The organism is Microbispora bryophytorum (assembly GCF_043197435.1).
Lineage (GTDB): Bacteria > Actinomycetota > Actinomycetes > Streptosporangiales > Streptosporangiaceae > Microbispora > Microbispora bryophytorum.
Genome location: NZ_JBICTF010000008.1, coordinates 1 through 18,633 on the forward strand (window position 1 = coordinate 1; position 18,633 = coordinate 18,633).

The window sequence follows — 18,633 nt, forward strand, 5'->3', positions numbered from 1 at the left end:
AACACCTTGCCGGTGGTCTTCGGCAGGTTGACGTTCTTCAGGGTGCCGGTGGCGGCCTTCTGGTCACCGCTGGAACCCACCACGCCGGCCTTGTCGTCGGCGGACGCGCCACCGGTCGACACGTGCTTGGCGGAAACCGTGGTCTCCGCGGTGTACGGCGTGGCGTTGATCAGGTTCGCCTTGGCCTGGCCGAGCCAGAACGCCGCGACCTGCTGGGCCGCGAGGTTGGTGTTGGCCAGGTTCACGGCCGGAACCGAGTCGGCGTGAGCCGGGGCGGCGATCGCCGCGGAGGCCAGCAGGCCGGCCGCGACACCACCCAGAGCGAGAGTGCGCTTCATTAGATTCTCCTGGTCTGTCGTGAGGCGTCGCTTGCGCCCCATCCGTCAGTGAGGAACGGGGAGAAAGCTATAGGAGGAAATGGGGTGCCGTAAGTGGACTCGTGACCGTGGTCCTGAAGGCGAGTGCCCTACTGGGAAGGGGCGGATCAGAGCAGGGCGGAGCCGTTTTGGCTGATCGCAAAGGTGACGCACGGGCGTCCGCCGCTCTCCGCGCTGCGCCGAGTCGGGCACTGCTGTGATGTAAATCACGGTTCTAAAGGGAAACCGGAGATAGGGGTAGCCCCGTCACGCGGTCACGGGGTGGGCGCTGCGGGGCGGCCCGGTCCCGAGAAAGTTCCCCGACGCGACGGCAATCGGCACCCCGCGTGTCGATTGATCGTCACCCGTTGACAGTGATCCACCTGCCGGACCGCCGCTCGATCGCACGCTGCGCAAAGGCGCGATGTGCCGGGGGGCGGAGCAACGGAAAAGGGCCCGGCGGGAGGCCGGGCCCTTTCCTTGACTCTGCTTTACCGGGGGGAAGATCAGACGATCTTGCCGGACCAGTTGGCGGCAGCGGTCTTGTAGACGGCCAGCGTCTCACCGTCGAAGTACGGGGAGACGTTGGTGTCGATGCGGTTGTTACCGTCGGTGTCGGAGACCGCGATGGTCACACCGTTGAGGTAGCCGAGCCGCTTGGCGTTGCTGTAGCGGTAGAGCCACGCGGAACCGATGGAGCCCTCGCCGGTGAAGGAGGACTTGATGCCCACCAGCTCCTGGGCCTTGATCGACGAAGCGGCAGCCTTGAAGGTCTTGCCGTAGGCCCACTTCTGGGTCTTGCCGGAGAAGGCGTAGTTGCCGTCCGGGTGCGACCCGCTCGGGTAACCGAACTCGAAGACGCCCGTGCCGATCTTCTGGTTGTAGGCCAGACCCTGACCACCGACGTTCGAGCCCAGCGTGCCGACGTCCTTGAGAGCGATCGACAGCTTCTTGCCACCGAGCTTGTAGTCAACGTCGTAGTTGACGAAGAACGTGCGCTTGGTGTAGGTCATGCCGTTGCGCTTGAGGAAGAGGGTCTTCCCGTCCGCGCTCCAGGCGTAGCCGTTCTTCTGGTCCTGGGTGGTGTAGCCGGCCTTGCCCTTCGGCTTGGCCGCGGCGTAGGCCGCGTCGAACTCACCCTTGTTGCTGGGGTCGACCTTGACGCCGGTGCCGGCGGGGAAGGCCTCGGGGGCCTTGTCGCCGAGCTCGCCGTCCGCGACCGACTTGTCGATCGTGGCCTGGTCGACCTGGACCCACTCCGAACCGAAGTTCCGCCGGTCGCCCAGCTTGCCCTTGCCGGTCGGGCTCTTGAGGTCGACGATGGACTCGATCTTCAGGTCCGACCAGCCGGTCTCCTTCTTGGCCTCGATGGCCTTCTTGACCTTGGAGGCCTTGAAGTAGTCCTCGTAGACGCCGTAGAAGCCGTGGCCGGTGCCCCGAACCTCGGTCGGCAGCACGCCGTTGTAGACCGTGACGAACGCGTAGTCGCGGTCGCCGTCCTCGTACACGCTGTAGTCGTAGTGCGTGTAAGCGGTCTTACCGACGTAGATGCCCCAGGGGGTCTTGCCCTCGTAGTAGCCGGGGATGAAGACCCACTTGTCGAGGGTCGCGGCGTTGGACTTGGTGTCGTAGACGCAGTGACCCGCGGTCGCCACCAGGTTCTTGTACTGGCCCTGGACCGAGGTGGCCGAGCACCAGTGCGGCTCGTTGTCGGCGCCGATGAAGAACACCTTGCCGGTGGTCTTCGGCAGGTTGACGTTCTTCAGGGTGCCGGTGGCGGCCTTCTGGTCGCCGCTGGAACCCACCACGCCGGCCTTGTCGCTGGCCGACACACCGCCGGTCGACACGTGCTTGGCGGAAACCGTGGTCTCCACCGCGTACGGGGTCGCGTTGATCAGGTTGGCCTTGGCCTGGCCGTACCAGAACGCCGCGACCTGCTGGGCCGCGAGGTTGGTCTTGGCCAGGTTCACGGCCGGAACCGAGTCGGCGTGAGCCGGGGCGGCGATCGCAGCGGAGGCCAGCAGGCCAGCGGCGACACCACCCAGAGCGAGAGTGCGCTTCATTAGATTTCTCCTGGTCTGTCGTGAGGCGTCACTTGCGCCCCATCCGTCAGTGAGGAACGGGGAGAAAGCTATACGACCAATTGGAGTGACGTAAGTGGAATTGGTCGGTTCGTTCATTGCCGCCAACCCCGATGCCTTAGGCCGCTTCCTGAACGAAACCTGAAAAGGGGCTGATCATGAACCGTGTGAGGCGATGCATGTGACGCTCCGCACTGGATCGACCACCGGAAAGTGTGATGTAACTCACAGGTTTGCGCGAAACCGGATGCCCGGAGGATCGCGTCGGAATGTGCTCGTTCGCCTGGACTGTGGTCCGTGTAACCCCTCCAGGGGGATGCGAGTGCACGATCAGGAGGAAGTACGAATGGGCACGTCGATCCGCCAGTGATTATGGCGCGGCCGCCTCGGGGTCACCGGGCCTCGCCTCGGCCGGCTCCGGTTTCGCGGGACCCCGAGCGTCGTCGCGACGCGGTGACCGCGGTGTGGTGAGAGCCTTGCTGAAGGGTTCCTGGGTCCTCCCGGAACGGGCGGTTACCATGCGGTAAGCCAGCTGATCGGATCTTCGATATCCGCCGGGCCTTCCGGGGCGGTCGAAGAGGGATGTGCGGAACGTCGGCAGTGCCCCGTCGGGAATCGCCATACCGATTGTCATGCGCATTCTCTGTATGGCTGGACAGGCGTTTCAGGGTGACGCAAATCACGATCACGGGGATTTCGCCCAGGATGCCGGCGGCGATTGTGTGCCTGCCGCCGAGAAGGTGAGACGCGGGCGCCGTGTGTGCTCGACGGAGGCGCTTCGCCCGGAGGTCGGCAGTGTTTGCGCAGGTAGAATGCTGTGTCGTTGATGTCCGGCTTTCCTGGGCCGGCTGCCCTCGATGACTTCCCGCACCTGCGAGTCTTCGTGCGGAGAAGAAAGACGAGAGCCGCCCAGATGTCTTTCTTTCCATAATGCGGTGCGACTCAGAGGGTCGGTGGGGAAGCTCCGTCAACTCGGCGGTCCTGACTTGTCGCCTGTTTTCTCGACGGTTCCTCCCCGTATTTCGTTGAATGCTCTCCACATTCGGCTTAGCTGTGCCGTAAGTGGTAATGGTTCTGATCGATTGAATTTACCGAGACCCGGCCGCGCTTTATGCGGGTGGTTTCCGATGGGTCGTATCGGCGGCGTCGGCAAGGGCGGCCCCGACCCCCGCAGACGTGCGTTCCGTAATGCCCGTGTGCGAGGTAAGTCCGCACGCCGTATCCCGCGAACTCGGCATGACGATCGGCTGCCCGGATCGCGGTGGCGCGGGGGCCATCGCGAGGGCGGCATCGCGCGGGCAGGTCGGCGTGGGCAGCACGGCATAACAAGCACGGCATGGACAGCACGGCATGGAAAGCCGTTGACGCCTGCACGCCGTCCGCTCATTCCACGGCGCCCTGGATGTGCCCGTGCCCGAGACGGGCCCACCCAGGGCCGCTGTGGCCGGCTGGGAGTGTTCCGCTGAGTGGTCCCCGGGTCTTGGTGCCGGTGGTCACGGCGGTTGGTTGAAGGTGGACGACAGGGGCCTGGATCATGACGTAGATCGTGACGGCCGTACGCGCGGGGTCAGGCCGGCGCGTTCCCGTACCCGCGGCCCGAGGGCGGCAGGGACCAGCGGTTCCACAGCGGCATCAGGGTCGCCGGGCGGACGGCCGGCGACGTCCGACCGGCCCACCGAGACCGGACCGCGGCCGGTGCGTCGAGGCGAGTCCGGCGCTGCCCGCTCTCGTCGCGCGGATCGGCACGGGGCTGGCGTGATCGGGCAAAAGGAAAGGGCCCGGCTGCGGACAGCCGGGCCCTCCTGAACGTCAGGAGCCGAAGACTCAGACGATCTTGCCGGACCAGTTGGCCGCGGCGGTCTTGTAGACGGCCAGCGTCTCACCGTCGAAGTACGGCGAGATGCTGGTGTCGATGCGGCCGTTCCCGTCGGTGTCGGAGACACCGATGGTCACACCGTTGAGGTAGCCGAGCCGCTTGGCGCTGCTGTAGCGGTACAGCCAGGACGAGCCGATGGCGCCCTCGCCCGTGAAGGAGGACTTGAGACCCACGAGCTCCTCGCCCTTGACGGCCGCGGCGCTCGCCTTGAAGGTCTTGCCGTAGGCCCACTTGAGGGTCTTGCCGGTGAAGGCGTAGTTGCCGTCCGGGTGCGACCCGCTCGGGTAACCGAACTGGAAGACGGCGGTGCCGATTTTCTGGTTGTAGGCCAGACCCTGACCACCGACGTTGGACCCAAGGGCGCCGACGTCCTTCAGGGTGATCTTCAGCGTGCCGTGCGCCTTGTGGTCGTCGCGGCTCTGCGCCCAGAACGTCCGGGCGTAGTACTTGTACTTCGGCTTCGGCTTGCCCGTGTGGGTCGGTCTCGGCGAAGGAGACGGGGACGGGGAGGCCGACGGCGAGGGGCTCGGCGACGGGCTGGGGGACGGCTTGGGGCCGCCAGGTCCACCGGGGCCGCCAGCTCCACCAGGTCCGCCAGGTCCACCGGGGCCGGCAGGTCCGCCAGCTCCACCAGGTCCACCGGGCCCACCGGGGCCGGCAGGTCCGCCAGCTCCACCGGGGCCTGCCTTGAAGAGGGCCGCGCCAGCAGAAGCGGGCATGCCGTGACCGTGGCCGCCGTGACCGTGGTCGTCGCGGTCCCAGACCTTCGTGCGGAAGTAGAGGGTCTTGCCGTCACGGCTGACGTACGAGTCCGAGTGGCTGTGGTAGGCGTACTCGCTGATCTCGTGAGTCTGGGCGCCGGTGCCCTTGGCCCAGGGGCCGTTGCCGGTGAGGCTCCTGCCCCGGTTCAGGGCCTGGAACTGCCGGACGGAGACGGGCCCCACGTGCGAGCTGTGCTCGTCGTGGCCTCGTCCGCCACGGTGGTTGCCGTGGTCGTCGCGCCCGTGGTGGTCGTTACGGCCGTGGTGGTCGTCGCGGCCGTGGTCGTAGCTCACGTCCGTGACCTGGACGCCGTTGTAGACCGTGACGAACGCGTAGTCGCGGTCGCCGTCCTCGTACACGCTGTAGTCGTAGTGCGTGTAAGCGGTCTTGCCGACGTAGATGCCCCAGGGGGTCTTGCCCTCGTAGTAGCCGGGGATGAAGACCCACCGGTCGAGGGTGGTCGCGTTGGACTTGGTGTCGTACACGCAGTGACCCGCGGTCGCCACCAGGTTCTTGTACTGCGACTGCACGGCGGTCGCCGAGCACCAGTGCGGCTTGTGGTCGGCGCCGATGAAGAACACCTTGCCCGTGGTCTTGGGCAGGTTCACGTTCTTCGTGGTGCCGGTGGCGGCCTTCTGGTCGCCGCTGGACCCGACAACGCCGGCCTTGCTGTCCGCGGAGGCGCCGCCGGTCGACACGTGCTTGGCGGCGACCTTGGTCTCCGCGGTGTACGGCGTGGCGTTGATCAGGTTGGCCCGCGCCTGACCGAACCAGAACGCGGCGACTTCCTTCGCGGCGAGGTTGGTCTTGGCGAGGTTGACGGACGGAACCGAGTCGGCGTGAGCCGGGGCCGCGATCGCAGCGGAGGCCAGCAGGCCGGCCGCGACGCCGCCGAGAGCGAGAGTGCGTTTCAAGTGGATCTCCCTGGTCTGTCGTGAGGCGTCACTTGCGCCCCATGCGTCAGTGAAGGAACGATGGGAAGCTATAACGATAAAGCCCCTGATGACAGACATTTCTGAGTTTCCGCTCCATGTCCGAAGGGTCGTGGCCTCCGCGGGGTGGCGGCGTCGCCCTGACGGCATGGGTCCCGTCTCTGCTGATCACAGACCGTTCGCCCGCCTACGGCCGTGATTGGGACTGGATCGGTCCAAGAAATTGCTGTGACCAAACTCACACCGATATGGCCATATCTATGCCGAGAGGGAATGAGTCAATAGCGCGTTGACGCAACGTCCAATGCGCTGTCGAAAGCGGCATAAGCGCCAAAGGGCAAATATGGGCAGGTCTTGGCTCTGATGGGCATCCGCCGGTCTCAAATCCCGCCAATGCCCGGCGGCCCGTTCGCGCCTCGGTGGCGACGGCCGTCGAGCGTGGCCTCTTTTGCCGGCCGAACGGGGTGGCCGCGGCTCCGCAGGATCAGTGGGTGGCCGCGTCGGGGGCGTCGAAGGGGACCAAAAGGGTGCGCAGCAGGGCGGCGAGAGCCTGCTGTTCGTGTTGTTCGAGACCCGCGAGCAGTTCGCGTTCACGTCGCAGCAGGTCGGCGAAGGCGGCGTCCACGCGGTGCACCCCGGCGGGGGTCAGCCTTACCAGCACGCCGCGCCGGTCCTCCGGGTCGGGGCGCCGGATGACCAGCCCGGCGGCGGCCAGCCTGTCGATGCGGTTCGTCATCGTGCCCGAGGTCACCAGGGTGGCGCGCAGCAGCGCCCCCGGGCTCAGCTCGTACGGCTCGCCCGCCCGGCGCAGGGCCGTCAGCACGTCGAACTCCCACGACTCCATGTCATGCGACGCGAAGGCCGCGCGGCGCGCGCGCTCCAGGTGCCGGCTCAATCGGGAGACCCGGCTCAGCACCTCGAGAGGTGTCACATCCAGGTCCGGGCGCTCCTGCTTCCAGGCCGCGACCAGCCGGTCCACCTCGTCCTCGACGGGCCTCTGGAAGGTCATGGGCCGAGTCTAGCTTCTCTTGACATCGAGATATCTCCCGCGATATCGATTTATCTCGATGTCAAGATAAAGGAGGGATCGGCATGGGTGCGGACATCTGGGACCCGGAGGTCTACGAGCGGTACGCGGCCGAGCGCGGACGTCCCTTCCACGAGCTCGTGGCCCGGGTCGGCGCCAGATCGCCCGAGTACGTCGTCGATCTCGGCTGCGGCACCGGGGAGCTCACGGCGACCCTGTGCGATCGATGGCCCGGTGCCCGTGTGCACGGCGTCGACTCCTCGCCCGCGATGATCGCCAAGGCGCCGCCCGGGCCGACGTTCGAGGTGGCCGACGTCCGCGACTGGCGCCCGCCGCGCCCGGTCGACGTGATCGTCTCGAACGCGCTCCTGCAGTGGATCCCGGAGCACCCCGACCTGCTGCGCCGGTGGAGAAGCCACCTGACCGAGGGCGGCTGGCTCGCCTTCCAGGTGCCCGGAAACTTCGACGCGCCCAGTCACGCCGTCGTGCGCGAGCTGTGCCGTACGACCTGGCGGGAGGAGCTGGGCGACGTGCCGCGGGGCGCGCCGGTGGGGGAACCCGCCGACTACGTGGACCTGCTCGCCGGCCTCGGCTTCACGGTGGACGCGTGGGAGACGACCTACGTGCATGTGCTGCCGGGCGAGGACGCGGTGCTCGGCTGGATCAAGGGCACGGCCCTGCGGCCCATGCTCGACCGGCTGCCGACCGAGCGCCACGCCGACTTCCTCGCCGACTGCGCGCGGGTCCTGCGCGCCGCCTACCCGCCCAGGCCGTACGGCACGCCGTTCCTGTTCCGGCGGATCTTCGTCGCCGCGCACCTGTGAGATCCGTTCACCTTCGCGTGGCAGTATGACCGCGAAGCGCGACATTCGGGGGGAACAGTGGCGCTGGAGATCGAGGACAAGTTCGACGTTCCGGAGGGCTTCGCCCTGCCCGACCTCGGCGGAGTGCCTGGGTGTGAGGGGGTGTCCGAGCCGCTGTCCCACCGGCTGACCGCGGTCTACTTCGACACCCCCGACCTGCGGCTGGCGGCCCGGGGCGTCACCCTGCGCCGGCGGCGGGGCGGAGACGACGAGGGCTGGCATCTCAAGCTGCCCAAGGCCAAGGGCGCCCGTCAGGAGATCACCCGGCCGCTCACCCGCGGCGCCAAGGTGGTGCCCGCCGAGCTGGCGAGCCTCGTCCTCGCGTACACGCGGGGTGCCCCGCTCGCGCCGGTGGCCCAGCTGGAGACCCGCCGGGGAATCACCCGGCTGCTCGGTCCTGGCGGCACGGTGCTCGTGGAGATCGCCGACGATCGGGTGAAGGGCACGGTGCTCGGGGACGAGCCGGTGGTGCGGCGCTGGCGCGAGGTCGAGGCCGAGCTCAAGGAGGGCGAGCGCGACCTGCTCGCGAAGGTGGCCAAGCGGCTGCGTAAGGCGGGCGCCGCTCCCGCGGACAGCGCGAGCAAACTCGCGCGGGTGCTGGCAGACCGCATACCCGCGCCGTCGCCGAGGACCCGGCCCGAGCCCGGCTCGGCGGGAGAGGCCGTCGTCGCCTACCTCCGCGCCAACGCCGACGCCCTGACCGCAGGAGACCCGCACGTACGGCTGGCCGAGGAGGACGCGGTCCACAAGGCCAGGGTCGCCTGCCGCCGCCTGCGCAGCGCGCTCAAGGCGTTCAAGCGGATCGTCACCGGCACCGAAAACCTTCAGGAGGAGCTCAGGTGGCTCGGTGAGGTGCTGGGCGAAGCCCGTGACCTGGAGGTCATCGGGGCCCGCTTCGCCACCCGTCTCGACGGTCTCGACCCCCGCTTCGTCACCGCCGGCGCGCGCCGCAGGCTGGGCGACGACCTGCGGGCCAGGGAGCACGACGCGTACGAGCGCATCCGGCGTGCGCTCAGCGAGGACCGTTACTTCGCGCTGCTCGACGCCCTCGACGCGCTGGCCGCCGACCCGCCGCTGACGGCCGCGGCGGCCAAGAAGGCGGACAAGGCCCTGCCGAAGATCGTGGACAGGAACTGGCGGCGGGTGATCGACGCCTGCGAGGCGGCGCAGGGCATGGAGGAGGGAGCGGAACGGGAGACGGCCATGCACGACGTGCGCAAGGCCGCCAAGCGCGCCCGATACACGGCGGAGGCCGCCGGCATGTCCGGCGCGGCCGAGCGTGCCAAGCAGGTGCAGGAGGTGCTCGGACGGCACCGGGACGGCATCGTCGCCCAGAGCGTGCTGCTGGAGGAGGCCGAAAGGGCCCGGCAGGCGGGGGAGGACACCTTTACCTACGGCGCGCTGGCGGGCATCGAGAGCGCCGAGGCGGCCCGGGCTCTGGACGAGTTCCCCGCCGTCTGGTCCCGCCTCCCCTGACCACCCCACCTAACCGCGTGATCTTGTAGTTTGTCGCACGCATGGCCGGTGAGCTGCGCGGTCTTCGCGCGTGATCTTGCAAACGATCAACTGTCATGGCTTGACCCGCTCAATCTCTCTTCGTGATCTTGCAGCCGCTGGCAAAGTGCAAGATCGGGAACTCTGTAGTCCCTGGTCGGCCCATGTCCGGTGCCGACGACTGCAAGATCACGGAGCGTTCTTCGCCAGGTCAGTGGCAGTCCGTGCGACAAACTACAAGATCACGCGGGGGGGGGGGGTGGTGTAGCGCTCGAGGCTTAGCACGTGCTCGGCTACGTCGTCGTCGTCATCATCGTCGACGGCGCCCGCGCGGTCCACCGCCCGGTGGAGTACGGCGAAGCCGCCCTTGGCGAGGGTGCGGTCGGCGGTCCGCACCCCGCGCAGCGCCTCGCCGGCCATGCCCAGCAGTTCGGGCAGGACCTTGCCGTGGCTGCACAACACCGCGGGCTCGTGCGCGGCCAGCAGACCGCGCACGGTTCGTTCCGCTTCGCGCGGGTCGTAGCCGCTCTCCGACAGCGCCCTCTCCTCGCGAATTTCCAGCCCGTGCCGATCGGCGTACGGCCTGAGCGTCTGGGTGCAGCGCCTGCTGTGCGAGCTGACCAGGACGGACGGGCGGTAGGCCCCCAGCACCGTGGCCAGGACCTCGGCCTGGGCGCGGCCGCGCTCGTCCAGCGGGCGCCGGTCGTCGTCGCCCCTCCATTCCCGCCGGGAGCCCGCCAGCGCGTGCCGCACCAGGATCAGCGGCGTGGTGAGGAGGGGAGCGGTGCCGGCGGCGCGCAGCAGGCTGCGATCCCAGGCGTAGGTGAGGCGCCGCCGCGCCTCCTCGACCGGCAGCCACACCACCTCGTCGACCTCGTCGCCATCGGCCGCGATCTGGTCCCCGACGGCCGTCATCTGGTCGCCGTCGGCCGCAGTCGGGTCGTCGAGAGCGTGGGCGAGCCAGTAGTCCACCCGCTTGAGCCGGCCGTCGTGCATGTAGTGCACGGGCGGGAGCGCGCGGCCGAGCACGACCCGAAGGCCGGTCTCCTCCCGCACCTCGCGCAGGGCCCCCGCGATCACGTGCTCACCGCGCCTGAGCTTCCCCTTGGGCAGGCTCCAGTCGTCGTACGCCGGCCGGTGCACGAGGACGACCTCCGGGTCGGCCTCGTTCCCTCGCCAGACGACCGCCCCGGCCGCCCTGATCATGCCTTTGGCCATACCCCTGACCATGCCCTCGGCCGTCACTCCGTCACGTCGTTCACCGTCCGCCAGCGCCTCCCGGCGATCAGGTGGTGCTGGAGATCGACCTCGCCCCGGTGAAGCAGCCACCTGCCGCCGGAGTGCAGCGTCCAGGCGGTGGTGGTGTCCAGGAACGCCAGGTCGAGCAGATCGGACAGATACCTGCGCTGCTGCGGGCTGGTGACCTTGACCAGCGCCTCGACCCGCCGGTCCAGGTTGCGGCGCATCAGGTCGGCGCTGCCGATCCAGATCTCCGGCCGCCGCCCTCCGCCGAACTCGTACACCCGGGAGTGTTCGAGGAAGCGGCCGAGCACGCTGCGTACGCGGATGTTCTCCGACAGGCCGGGCACACCCGGGCGGAGCGAGCAGATGCCGCGAACCCACAGGTCCACCGGCACCCCCGCCTGCGAGGCGCGATACAGCGCGTCGATGATCGGCTCGTCCACGATCGAGTTGGTCTTGATCCGGATCCGGGCGGCGCGGCCCGCCCCGCGGTGCGCGATCTCCTGCTCGATCCGGGCGAGCAGGCCCTGGCGCAGCGAGTCGGGCGCGACCAGCAGCCGGCGATACTCGGACTGGTGGGAGTAGCCGGTCAGGTGGATGAACAGGTCGGTGACGTCCTCGCCCACCTGCGGGTCGGCGGTGAGCAGGCCGAAGTCCTCATACTGCCGGGCCGTCTTCGGGTTGTAGTTGCCGGTGCCGATGTGGCAGTAGCGCCGCAGCTCGCCGCTCGCCTCCTGGCGGACCACCATCGACAGCTTGCAGTGCGTCTTCAGGCCGAGCACGCCGTAGACCACGTGGCACCCGGCCGTCTCCAGCTTGCGCGCCCAGGAGATGTTCGCGTGCTCGTCGAACCTCGCCTTGATCTCCACCACGACCACGACCTGCTTGCCCGCCTCGGCCGCGTCGATCAGCGCGTCCACGATCGGCGAGTCGCCGCTGGTGCGGTAGAGGGTCTGCTTGATCGCCAGCACGTCCGGGTCGACCGCCGCCTCCTCCACGAACCGCTGCACGCTCGTCGCGAACGAGTCGTACGGGTGGTGGAGGAGGATGTCGCGCTCGCGCAGGACGGCGAACAGATCGTCCTCGGCGCTGATCGCCTCCGCCGGGACGAACGGCCGGTAGTGCAGCTCGGGACGGTCGAGGTCGGCGATGGCGTGCAGCCCGGTCAGGTCGAGCGGCCCGGGCAGGCGGTAGATCTCGTCGTCGGACACGCCGAGCTCGTCCACGAGCAGTTCCAACACCTGGGGGGTGATGGTGTCCTCGACCTCCAGCCGCACCGGCGGTCCGAACCGGCGGCGCAGCAGCTCACGCTCCAGCGCCTTCATGAGGTTCTCGGTGACGTCCTCGTCGACCTCCAGGTCCTCGTTCCTGGTCACCCGGAAGACGTGGTGCTGCACGATCTGCATGCCCTTGAACAGCTCGCCCAGGTGGGCCGCGATCACGTCCTCCAGCGGGACGAACCGGTTCGGCGAGGCCGTCACGAACCGCGGGAGCTTCGAAGGGACCTTCACCCGCGCGAACACCGTGTGGCCGTCCTCCGGGTTGCGCACGGTCACGGCCAGGTTCAGCGAAAGACCCGAGATGTACGGGAACGGGTGTGCGGGATCGACGGCCAGCGGTGTCAGGACCGGCCGGATCCGTTCACGGAAGAGCTTGCGCAGCGCCGTCCGCTCGTCCCCGGCGAGGTCGTCCCAGCGGACGATCGCGATGCCCTCCTGGGCGAGCTCAGGGCAGATGAGATCGTGGAAGACCGCCGCGTGCCTGCGTGCGAGCTCGTCGGCGACCGTCGCGATCCGTGACAGCGCCTCGCTCGGCTTCAGCCCGCCCGTCGTCCGGAGCAGCAGGCCGGTCGCCATCCGCCGTTTGAGCCCGGCCACCCGTACCCGGAAGAACTCGTCCAGGTTGCTCGCGAAGATGGCGAGGAACCGGACGCGTTCGAGCAGCGGCACCGAGGAGTCCTCCGCCAGCTCCAGGACGCGCTCGTTGAAATGGAGCCAGCTCTCCTCGCGGTTGAGGAATCGCTCGTTGGGCAGCGGGGTGCGCGCGGGGAGGTCGGCCTCTTCCGGCTCATGGGCGGGGGAGCTTTGGGCGGACATATAACGAAATATGCCCTAAGTCGTTGAACGGAATGTTAACTTCACCGCAACGAAAGCGTCAGGCCGGTTCTGTCAGGCCGGTTCCGCCAGGCCGCGTTCTCCCTGATGCCCCCCGCGCGTCGCCGACCGTCTTCGAGCGTCACGACCGCCGCCGCGAGCGGCTTTCCGCGGTGTTACGGCAAGCTCCACGAGCCGCCGCCGGGACGGTCGGATCTCCCCGCGCTAGTGCCGGTCGAGTCCCTTCGCCCGCTCGCGCTGCAGGCGTTCCAGTTCCTTGGCCCGCTCGCGCTGCTCACGCTCCTGCGCCTTCTCCTGCTCGCGGCGGAGCTTGTCCTGCTCCTTCATCTGCCGTTCGAGCTCCTTGGCGCGCTCGCGCTGCTCGCGCTCCTGGGCCTTCTCCAGCTCACGCTGCTGGCGTTCGAGCTGCTTGGCGCGTTCGCGCTGCTCTCGCTCGCGTACCTTCTCCTGCTCGCGGCGGAGCTTCTCCTGGTCCTTCGACTCGCGCTCACCGGGTCTCGCCGTACGGGTCTCCGTGGGAGGGGACAGGACCAGGCCGCGTGTCGCGGCCGTGAGCGCGGGATTGAAATCCAGACCGGTCAGGCCGTTCCACGACAGGTTCACCAGGTGGGCGGCGACCTCCTCGCGGCGCGGCTTGCGCACCTCGAGCCACCACTGGCCGGTGAGCGCGGTCATCCCCACGAGCATCTGGGCGTACATCGGCGCGAGCTTGGGGTCGTAGCCCCGCTCCTTGAACTCGTCCGCCAGCACGTCCTCCACCTGGCTGGCGATGTCGCTGATCAGGCTGGCGAAGGTGCCCGTGCCCGAGGCGGCGTGGGAGTCGCGGACCAGGATCCGGAAGCCCTCGCTGCTCTCCTCGATGTATTGAAGGAGGGCGAGCGCGGCCCGCTCCAGCTTGATGCGGGCGTGCGAGGCCGACAGCGCCTGGGTGACCAGGCTGAGCAGGCGCTGCATCTCCCTGTCGATGACGACGGCGTAGATGCCCTCCTTGCCGCCGAAGTGCTCGTACACCACGGGCTTGGACACCTTGGCGCTGGCCGCGATCTCCTCGACCGAGGTGCCGTCGAAGCCCTTGTCCGCGAACAGGGCGCGGCCGACCTGGATCAGCTGTTCGCGCCGTTCCGCGCCGGTCATGCGTCTGCGGGATCGAGAGGACTCGCTCACGGGTTCCATCATGGTGGGTCCGGCGGCCCGAACCCGGCTCGGACCGGTTGCCGTTTTCCGGGGAGAAGCCGCCCGACGCGCCGGTACGGCCACCGCGGAGGCGGGGGCCGTACGAGTGCCGGTCCGGGCGGGTGCCGGAAGAGCGGAGGTGACGGGCGCCGCCGCAGAAGAGGGCGCCGATCCGGGGGAGGCCGGTGCCAGGGACAGGGCCGCCGCGTTCCGTAGAGCGGCCCTGCCGACAGCGCTGACTGAGTCGTCAGCCAAGTCGCTTCGCCGCCAGCCGCTCGGGGGTCGGCCAGCGCACGTCGTGGGCCCAGCCGGCCTTCTCGAACCAGCGGATGAGACCCGCGCTGAGGTCGATCTGGCCCTTGAGCGCGCCGTGCCGGGCGCAGGTGGGGTCGGAGTGGTGCAGGTTGTGCCACGACTCGCCGAACGAGGGAATGGCCAGCCACCAGACGTTGCGGGACTTGTCGCGCGACTCGAACACTTCCTCGCCGAACACGTGGCAGATGGAGTTGATCGACCAGGTCACGTGGTGCAGCAGCCCGATCCGCATCAGCGTGCCCCAGAAGAAGGCGGTCAGCGCGCCCTGCCACGACCAGGTGATGAGGCCGCCCAGGACAGCCGGGAGAAGCAGGGACGTGATCGCGATCGTCGGGAACCATCGGTGCAGCTTCATGATGTCCGGGTCCTTCAGCAGGTCCGGGGCGTACTTGGCGCGGTTGACGCGCTCGACCTCGAAGAGCCAGCCCACGTGCGCGTACAGCAGGCCCTTGCACATCGACTTGAAGCCGGGCCCGAACCGCCACGGCGAGTGCGGGTCGCCCTCCTTGTCGGAGAACTTGTGGTGCTTGCGGTGGGCGGCGACCCAGTCCAGCACCGACATCTCCAGCGAGAGGCTGCCGGCGATCCCGAGGGCGATCTTCAGGGGCCGGTTGGCCTTGAAGGAGCCGTGGGTGAAATAGCGGTGGAACCCGACCGTGACCCCCAAGCCGGAGATGACGTAGAACACGGCCGCGATGGCGAGGTCCGTCCAGCCCAGGCCCCATCCCCAGGTGAACGGCACGGCGGCGATGACCGCGACGACCGGAAGACCGACGACGAGTGCGAAGACGACCAGGTCGGCTTTGCTCTTGCCCTGCGGTTCGAAGTCCGGCTTCGGCTGTGGTGAGGGACGTTCGGTCAGGATGGTCATGGGCTACCTCACGAGATAGGAAGAACTTCTTGGCTACGCAACCGTAACCTACGCCATCGTAAGTTAGGAATCCCTAAGAGCGAATGTGTGGAAGGTGACGCTCCGGGCCGCATCTGGTGGCGAATCCACGCCTTGCACCAACGGTCGGCCATCTGGTAGTGCCTCATGCTCGCTTCCGGCCGCGTCGCCGATGCCGCGGCGTCGACGGCGCTCTGCCCTGAATGCCCACCCGGTAACATCCGGCTTCGCCATGCCGCGGAGCCATGTGCGGGCGTGTCAGGCGGACGGGTGGTGACGGCCGCATCGACCCGCGAACGTGCCCGGTGACGGGCGGTCGTACGGGCCGGTCGTAGGGGCCGGTCGTGCAGGGCGGTCGTACGGGCTGGTCGTACGGGGCGGTCATAACAGGATGGGCCGACGATGCGCTGAACTTTTGGGGCGCGCGCCAGGGGGACGGCTCTGTATCCTGAGTGCGGACTCCGACGGCGGTCGGAATCCGGCAAAACGGCACTTTACGCCCATCCCGGGTCGTCTAGGGGCAAGACTACAGATTTTGGTTCTGTCAACGGAGGTTCGAATCCTCCCCCGGGAGCCTGTTCGTTCGGCCGTTCGAGCCCCAGGGGGGCTGGTTCCCTTCCGGGGCACGGCAGGTAAGCTCACCTTGTCGAGCGGGTGACCATGCGGTTCCTGGGTAGTGGACGCGTGGAAGCCGCGCCCGATTTGTACAGTCTTGATCCGTGTAGTAAGCCGCGACGCCGAGGGAGCCTCAGTCCGTGAGTGTGCCGCGCCCGGCAGCCGTGATCGTCCTCGCCGCCGGCGAGGGCACCCGGATGAAATCGAAAACCCCCAAGGTCCTTCACGAGGTCTGCGGCCGCGCGCTCGTCGACCACATGCTCACCGCAGCGCGGGGCCTGTCGCCCGAGCGGCTGATCGTGGTCATCGGGCATGCGCGCGAGCAGGTCGGCGCCCATCTCGCGACGAGCTCCGCGGACGCCCGCACGGTCGTCCAGGACAAGCAGAACGGCACCGGCCACGCCGTGCGCACCGCGCTCGAAGCCGAGGGCCCGATCGACGGCACCGTCCTGGTGACGTACGGCGACACGCCTCTGCTGCGCACCGAGACCCTGGCGGCCCTGCTCGAACGGCACGCCGCCGACGGCAACGCCGTCACGGTGCTGACCGCCGTCGTCCCGGACCCGACCGGCTACGGCCGGATCGTGCGTGCCGAGGACGGCGCGGTGCTGGAGATCGTCGAGGAGAAGGACGCGACCCCCGAGCAGCGCGCGATCGCCGAGATGAACTCGGGTGTGTACGCCTTCGACGGCGCGCTCCTGGCCGACGGCCTGAAGCGGATCGGCGCGGCCAACGCCCAGGGCGAGGAGTACCTGACCGACGTGCTGGCCATCCTCCGCGAGCACGGCCACCGGGTGGGCGCGCACGTGGCCGCCGACCACGCCGAGGTCGAGGGCGTCAACGACCGCGTCCAGCTCGCCTTCGTCCGGCGCGTGCTCAACGACCGCATCCTCCAGGCGCACATGCGCGCCGGCGTGACCGTCGTCGACCCGGCCAGCACCTGGGTCGACGCCGGGGTCGAGATGGAGCCCGACGCCGTGATCCACCCCGGCACCCAGCTCAAGGGCGCCACCAGGGTCGGGGCGGGAGCCGAGGTCGGGCCGGGCAGCACGCTGACCGACACGGTCGTCGGCGAGGAGGCCGTCGTGCGCAACACCGTCTCCGACGGCGCGGAGATCGGCCCCGGCGCCGTCGTGGGGCCCTTCGCCTACCTGCGCTCCGGCACCGTGCTCGGCGGCAAGGGCAAGATCGGCGCGTTCGTCGAGACCAAGAACGCCCGGATCGGCGAGGGTTCCAAGGTGCCGCACCTGACCTACGTCGGCGACGCGACCATCGGGGTCGGCTCGAACATCGGCGCCGCCTGCGTCTTCGTCAATTACGACGGCGTCTCCAAGCACCACACGGTCGTGGGCGACCACGTGCGCGTGGGCAGCGACAACATGCTCGTCGCCCCGGTCACGATCGGGGACGGAGCGTACACGGCCGCCGGATCCGTGATCACGTCCGACGTGCCGCCCGGGGCGATGGCGGTCGCCCGCGGCAAACAGCGCAACGTCGAGGGCTGGGTGACGCGCCGCCGCGCCGGCACCAAGTCGGCGGAGGCGGCCGTGCGGGCGATCGAAGCGCGCGACACGGCCGCGGCGAACGGCGGAGACGCCGCCGATGACCAGGGCCGGTGACCAGGGCCGGCGATCAGGACCACCTGCGGCCGCCTCCCTCGGGGGCCGTACGGGGACAGGTAAGAGTACGAGGCGCGGTCTGACCGCGTAGCGCCGAAGGGCCAGGCCAGGAGGACACCGTGACCGACCACATCGACCGGGCGAAGGGGTTTGCGGGCCCCGGGCGAGGCGAGGGAGCGGCGTTATGGCCGGCCCGGCCTCAGAAAAACCAGGTCCGGTACGGCGAACAGGCTCGACACGCGAGGAGCGCGGCATGAGCGGCAAGAAGACGACCGGTGAGCGGAACCTCATGTTCTTCTCCGGCCGGTCCCACCCCGAACTGGCCGACGAGGTCGCGAACGCCCTCGGCGTCGAGATCACGCCGACGGCGCTGCGCGACTTCGCCAACGGCGAGATCTACGTGCGCTACCTGGAGTCCGTACGCGGCTGCGACGCCTTCGTCATGCAGAGTCACACCGCGCCGATCAATCAGTGGATCATGGAACAGCTGATCATGGTGGACGCGCTCAAGCGGGCCTCCGCCAAACGGGTGACCGTGATCATGCCGTTCTACGGCTACAGCCGGCAGGACAAGAAGGGCCGCGGCCGCGAGCCGATCACCGCCAGGCTGATGGCCGACCTGTTCAAGCAGGCGGGCGCCGACCGGATGATGTCCATCGACCTGCACACCTCGCAGATCCAGGGCTTCTTCGACGGCCCGGTCGACCACCTGTTCGCGCTGCCGGTCCTGATCAACTACCTGCGCGGCAAGCTCGACCCCGCCACCACCACGATCGTCTCTCCCGACACCGGCCGCGTACGGCTGGCCGAGCGCTGGTCCGACAGCCTGGGCACGCCCGTGGCGTTCATCCACAAGCGGCGCGACCTCGACGTGGCCAACCAGGTGAAGGTGCACGAGGTGGTCGGCAAGGTGCGCGGCAGGACCTGTGTGCTGATCGACGACATGATCGACACGGGCGGCTCGATCTGCAAGGCGGCCGACGCGCTGTACGAGCACGGCGCGACCGACGTCATCGTGGCCGCCACGCACGCCATCTTCTCCGACCCGGCCGTGGATCGTCTGAAGAACTCCCGCATCTCCGAGGTGGTCGTGACCAACACGCTGCCCATCCCGGAGGAGAAGAGGTTCGACAGCCTCACGGTCCTGTCGATCGCCCCGCTGATCGCCCGGGCGATCACCGAGGTCTTCACCGACGGCTCCGTCACCAGCCTCTTCGAGGGCGACAGCTGAGCGGTGCGGGCCCCCGGTCCGGCCGGACGGCCGTCCGGGGGCCC

11 protein-coding genes, 1 tRNA gene and 1 pseudogene are annotated in these 18,633 nt (G+C 68.8%); 5 read left to right on the top strand and 8 right to left on the bottom strand.

The features are described from left to right. The 4 genes and pseudogenes from ACGFIB_RS25935 to ACGFIB_RS25950 form a co-directional block, all read right to left on the bottom strand. Positions 1 to 338 (bottom strand): annotated as a pseudogene (locus ACGFIB_RS25935) (trypsin-like serine peptidase); the annotation flags it as partial. 524 nt (positions 339 to 862) lie between these two features. Further along, positions 863 to 2,419 (bottom strand): trypsin-like serine peptidase, encoded by a 1,557-nt coding sequence (locus ACGFIB_RS25940; protein WP_393375648.1) that lies wholly within the window; start codon positions 2,417 to 2,419, stop codon positions 863 to 865. A 1,842-nt stretch (positions 2,420 to 4,261) separates the two neighbouring features. After that, positions 4,262 to 5,989 (bottom strand): trypsin-like serine peptidase, encoded by a 1,728-nt coding sequence (locus ACGFIB_RS25945; protein WP_393375651.1) that lies wholly within the window; start codon positions 5,987 to 5,989, stop codon positions 4,262 to 4,264. A 502-nt stretch (positions 5,990 to 6,491) separates the two neighbouring features. Then, entirely contained in the window at positions 6,492 to 7,016 is a 525-nt protein-coding gene (locus ACGFIB_RS25950; RefSeq protein ID WP_142571171.1) for a MarR family winged helix-turn-helix transcriptional regulator, read from the bottom strand. Positions 7,017 to 7,099: 83 nt separating this feature from the next. Between ACGFIB_RS25950 and ACGFIB_RS25955 the strand changes: the two genes are divergently transcribed. Together ACGFIB_RS25955 and ACGFIB_RS25960 are read left to right on the top strand one after the other, a co-directional pair. Further along, positions 7,100 to 7,858: a trans-aconitate 2-methyltransferase gene (locus ACGFIB_RS25955; RefSeq protein WP_393375654.1), complete on the top strand. Its 759-nt coding sequence runs from the start codon at positions 7,100 to 7,102 to the stop codon at positions 7,856 to 7,858. 57 nt (positions 7,859 to 7,915) lie between these two features. After that, positions 7,916 to 9,373, top strand: coding sequence for a CYTH and CHAD domain-containing protein (locus ACGFIB_RS25960; protein WP_393375657.1), 1,458 nt, complete (start codon positions 7,916 to 7,918; stop codon positions 9,371 to 9,373). Positions 9,374 to 9,625: 252 nt separating this feature from the next. Here the strand turns inward: ACGFIB_RS25960 and ACGFIB_RS25965 are convergent, their stop codons facing one another. From ACGFIB_RS25965 to ACGFIB_RS25980, 4 genes are all read right to left on the bottom strand, one after another. Continuing rightward, positions 9,626 to 10,609, bottom strand: a complete 984-nt coding sequence (locus ACGFIB_RS25965) for an NUDIX hydrolase (RefSeq protein ID WP_393375660.1) — start codon at positions 10,607 to 10,609, stop codon at positions 9,626 to 9,628. 23 nt (positions 10,610 to 10,632) lie between these two features. Beyond that, positions 10,633 to 12,729, bottom strand: a complete 2,097-nt coding sequence (locus ACGFIB_RS25970) for an RNA degradosome polyphosphate kinase (protein WP_393375662.1) — start codon at positions 12,727 to 12,729, stop codon at positions 10,633 to 10,635. Positions 12,730 to 12,951: 222 nt separating this feature from the next. Further along, positions 12,952 to 13,920: a TetR/AcrR family transcriptional regulator gene (locus tag ACGFIB_RS25975; RefSeq protein WP_357241208.1), complete on the bottom strand. Its 969-nt coding sequence runs from the start codon at positions 13,918 to 13,920 to the stop codon at positions 12,952 to 12,954. Between the two features lie 247 nt (positions 13,921 to 14,167). Further along, the gene (locus ACGFIB_RS25980; RefSeq protein ID WP_393375665.1) at positions 14,168 to 15,106 is read right to left on the bottom strand and encodes an acyl-CoA desaturase; all 939 of its coding nucleotides are present in this window, start codon (positions 15,104 to 15,106) and stop codon (positions 14,168 to 14,170) included. Between the two features lie 521 nt (positions 15,107 to 15,627). Between ACGFIB_RS25980 and ACGFIB_RS25985 the strand changes: the two genes are divergently transcribed. The 3 genes from ACGFIB_RS25985 to ACGFIB_RS25995 all read left to right on the top strand — a co-directional run bounded on the left by ACGFIB_RS25985 (position 15,628) and on the right by ACGFIB_RS25995 (position 18,589). Further along, a tRNA-Gln gene (locus ACGFIB_RS25985) sits at positions 15,628 to 15,698 on the top strand. A gap of 181 nt (positions 15,699 to 15,879) precedes the next feature. Then, positions 15,880 to 17,358: a bifunctional UDP-N-acetylglucosamine diphosphorylase/glucosamine-1-phosphate N-acetyltransferase GlmU gene (glmU, locus tag ACGFIB_RS25990; protein WP_357240767.1), complete on the top strand. Its 1,479-nt coding sequence runs from the start codon at positions 15,880 to 15,882 to the stop codon at positions 17,356 to 17,358. Between the two features lie 253 nt (positions 17,359 to 17,611). Beyond that, entirely contained in the window at positions 17,612 to 18,589 is a 978-nt protein-coding gene (locus ACGFIB_RS25995; protein WP_142571176.1) for a ribose-phosphate diphosphokinase, read from the top strand. Positions 18,590 to 18,633: the final 44 nt, after the last annotated feature.

Coding starts and splice junctions, on each gene's coding strand:
- ACGFIB_RS25940 (WP_393375648.1), bottom strand. CDS start 2,419: ATGAAGCGCACTCTCGCTCTGGGTGGTGTCGCCGCTGGCCTGCTGGCC.
- ACGFIB_RS25950 (WP_142571171.1), bottom strand. CDS start 7,016: ATGACCTTCCAGAGGCCCGTCGAGGACGAGGTGGACCGGCTGGTCGCG.
- ACGFIB_RS25955 (WP_393375654.1), top strand. CDS start 7,100: ATGGGTGCGGACATCTGGGACCCGGAGGTCTACGAGCGGTACGCGGCC.
- ACGFIB_RS25965 (WP_393375660.1), bottom strand. CDS start 10,609: ATGGCCAAAGGCATGATCAGGGCGGCCGGGGCGGTCGTCTGGCGAGGG.
- ACGFIB_RS25970 (WP_393375662.1), bottom strand. CDS start 12,729: ATGTCCGCCCAAAGCTCCCCCGCCCATGAGCCGGAAGAGGCCGACCTC.
- ACGFIB_RS25975 (WP_357241208.1), bottom strand. CDS start 13,920: ATGGAACCCGTGAGCGAGTCCTCTCGATCCCGCAGACGCATGACCGGC.
- ACGFIB_RS25980 (WP_393375665.1), bottom strand. CDS start 15,106: ATGACCATCCTGACCGAACGTCCCTCACCACAGCCGAAGCCGGACTTC.
- ACGFIB_RS25995 (WP_142571176.1), top strand. CDS start 17,612: ATGAGCGGCAAGAAGACGACCGGTGAGCGGAACCTCATGTTCTTCTCC.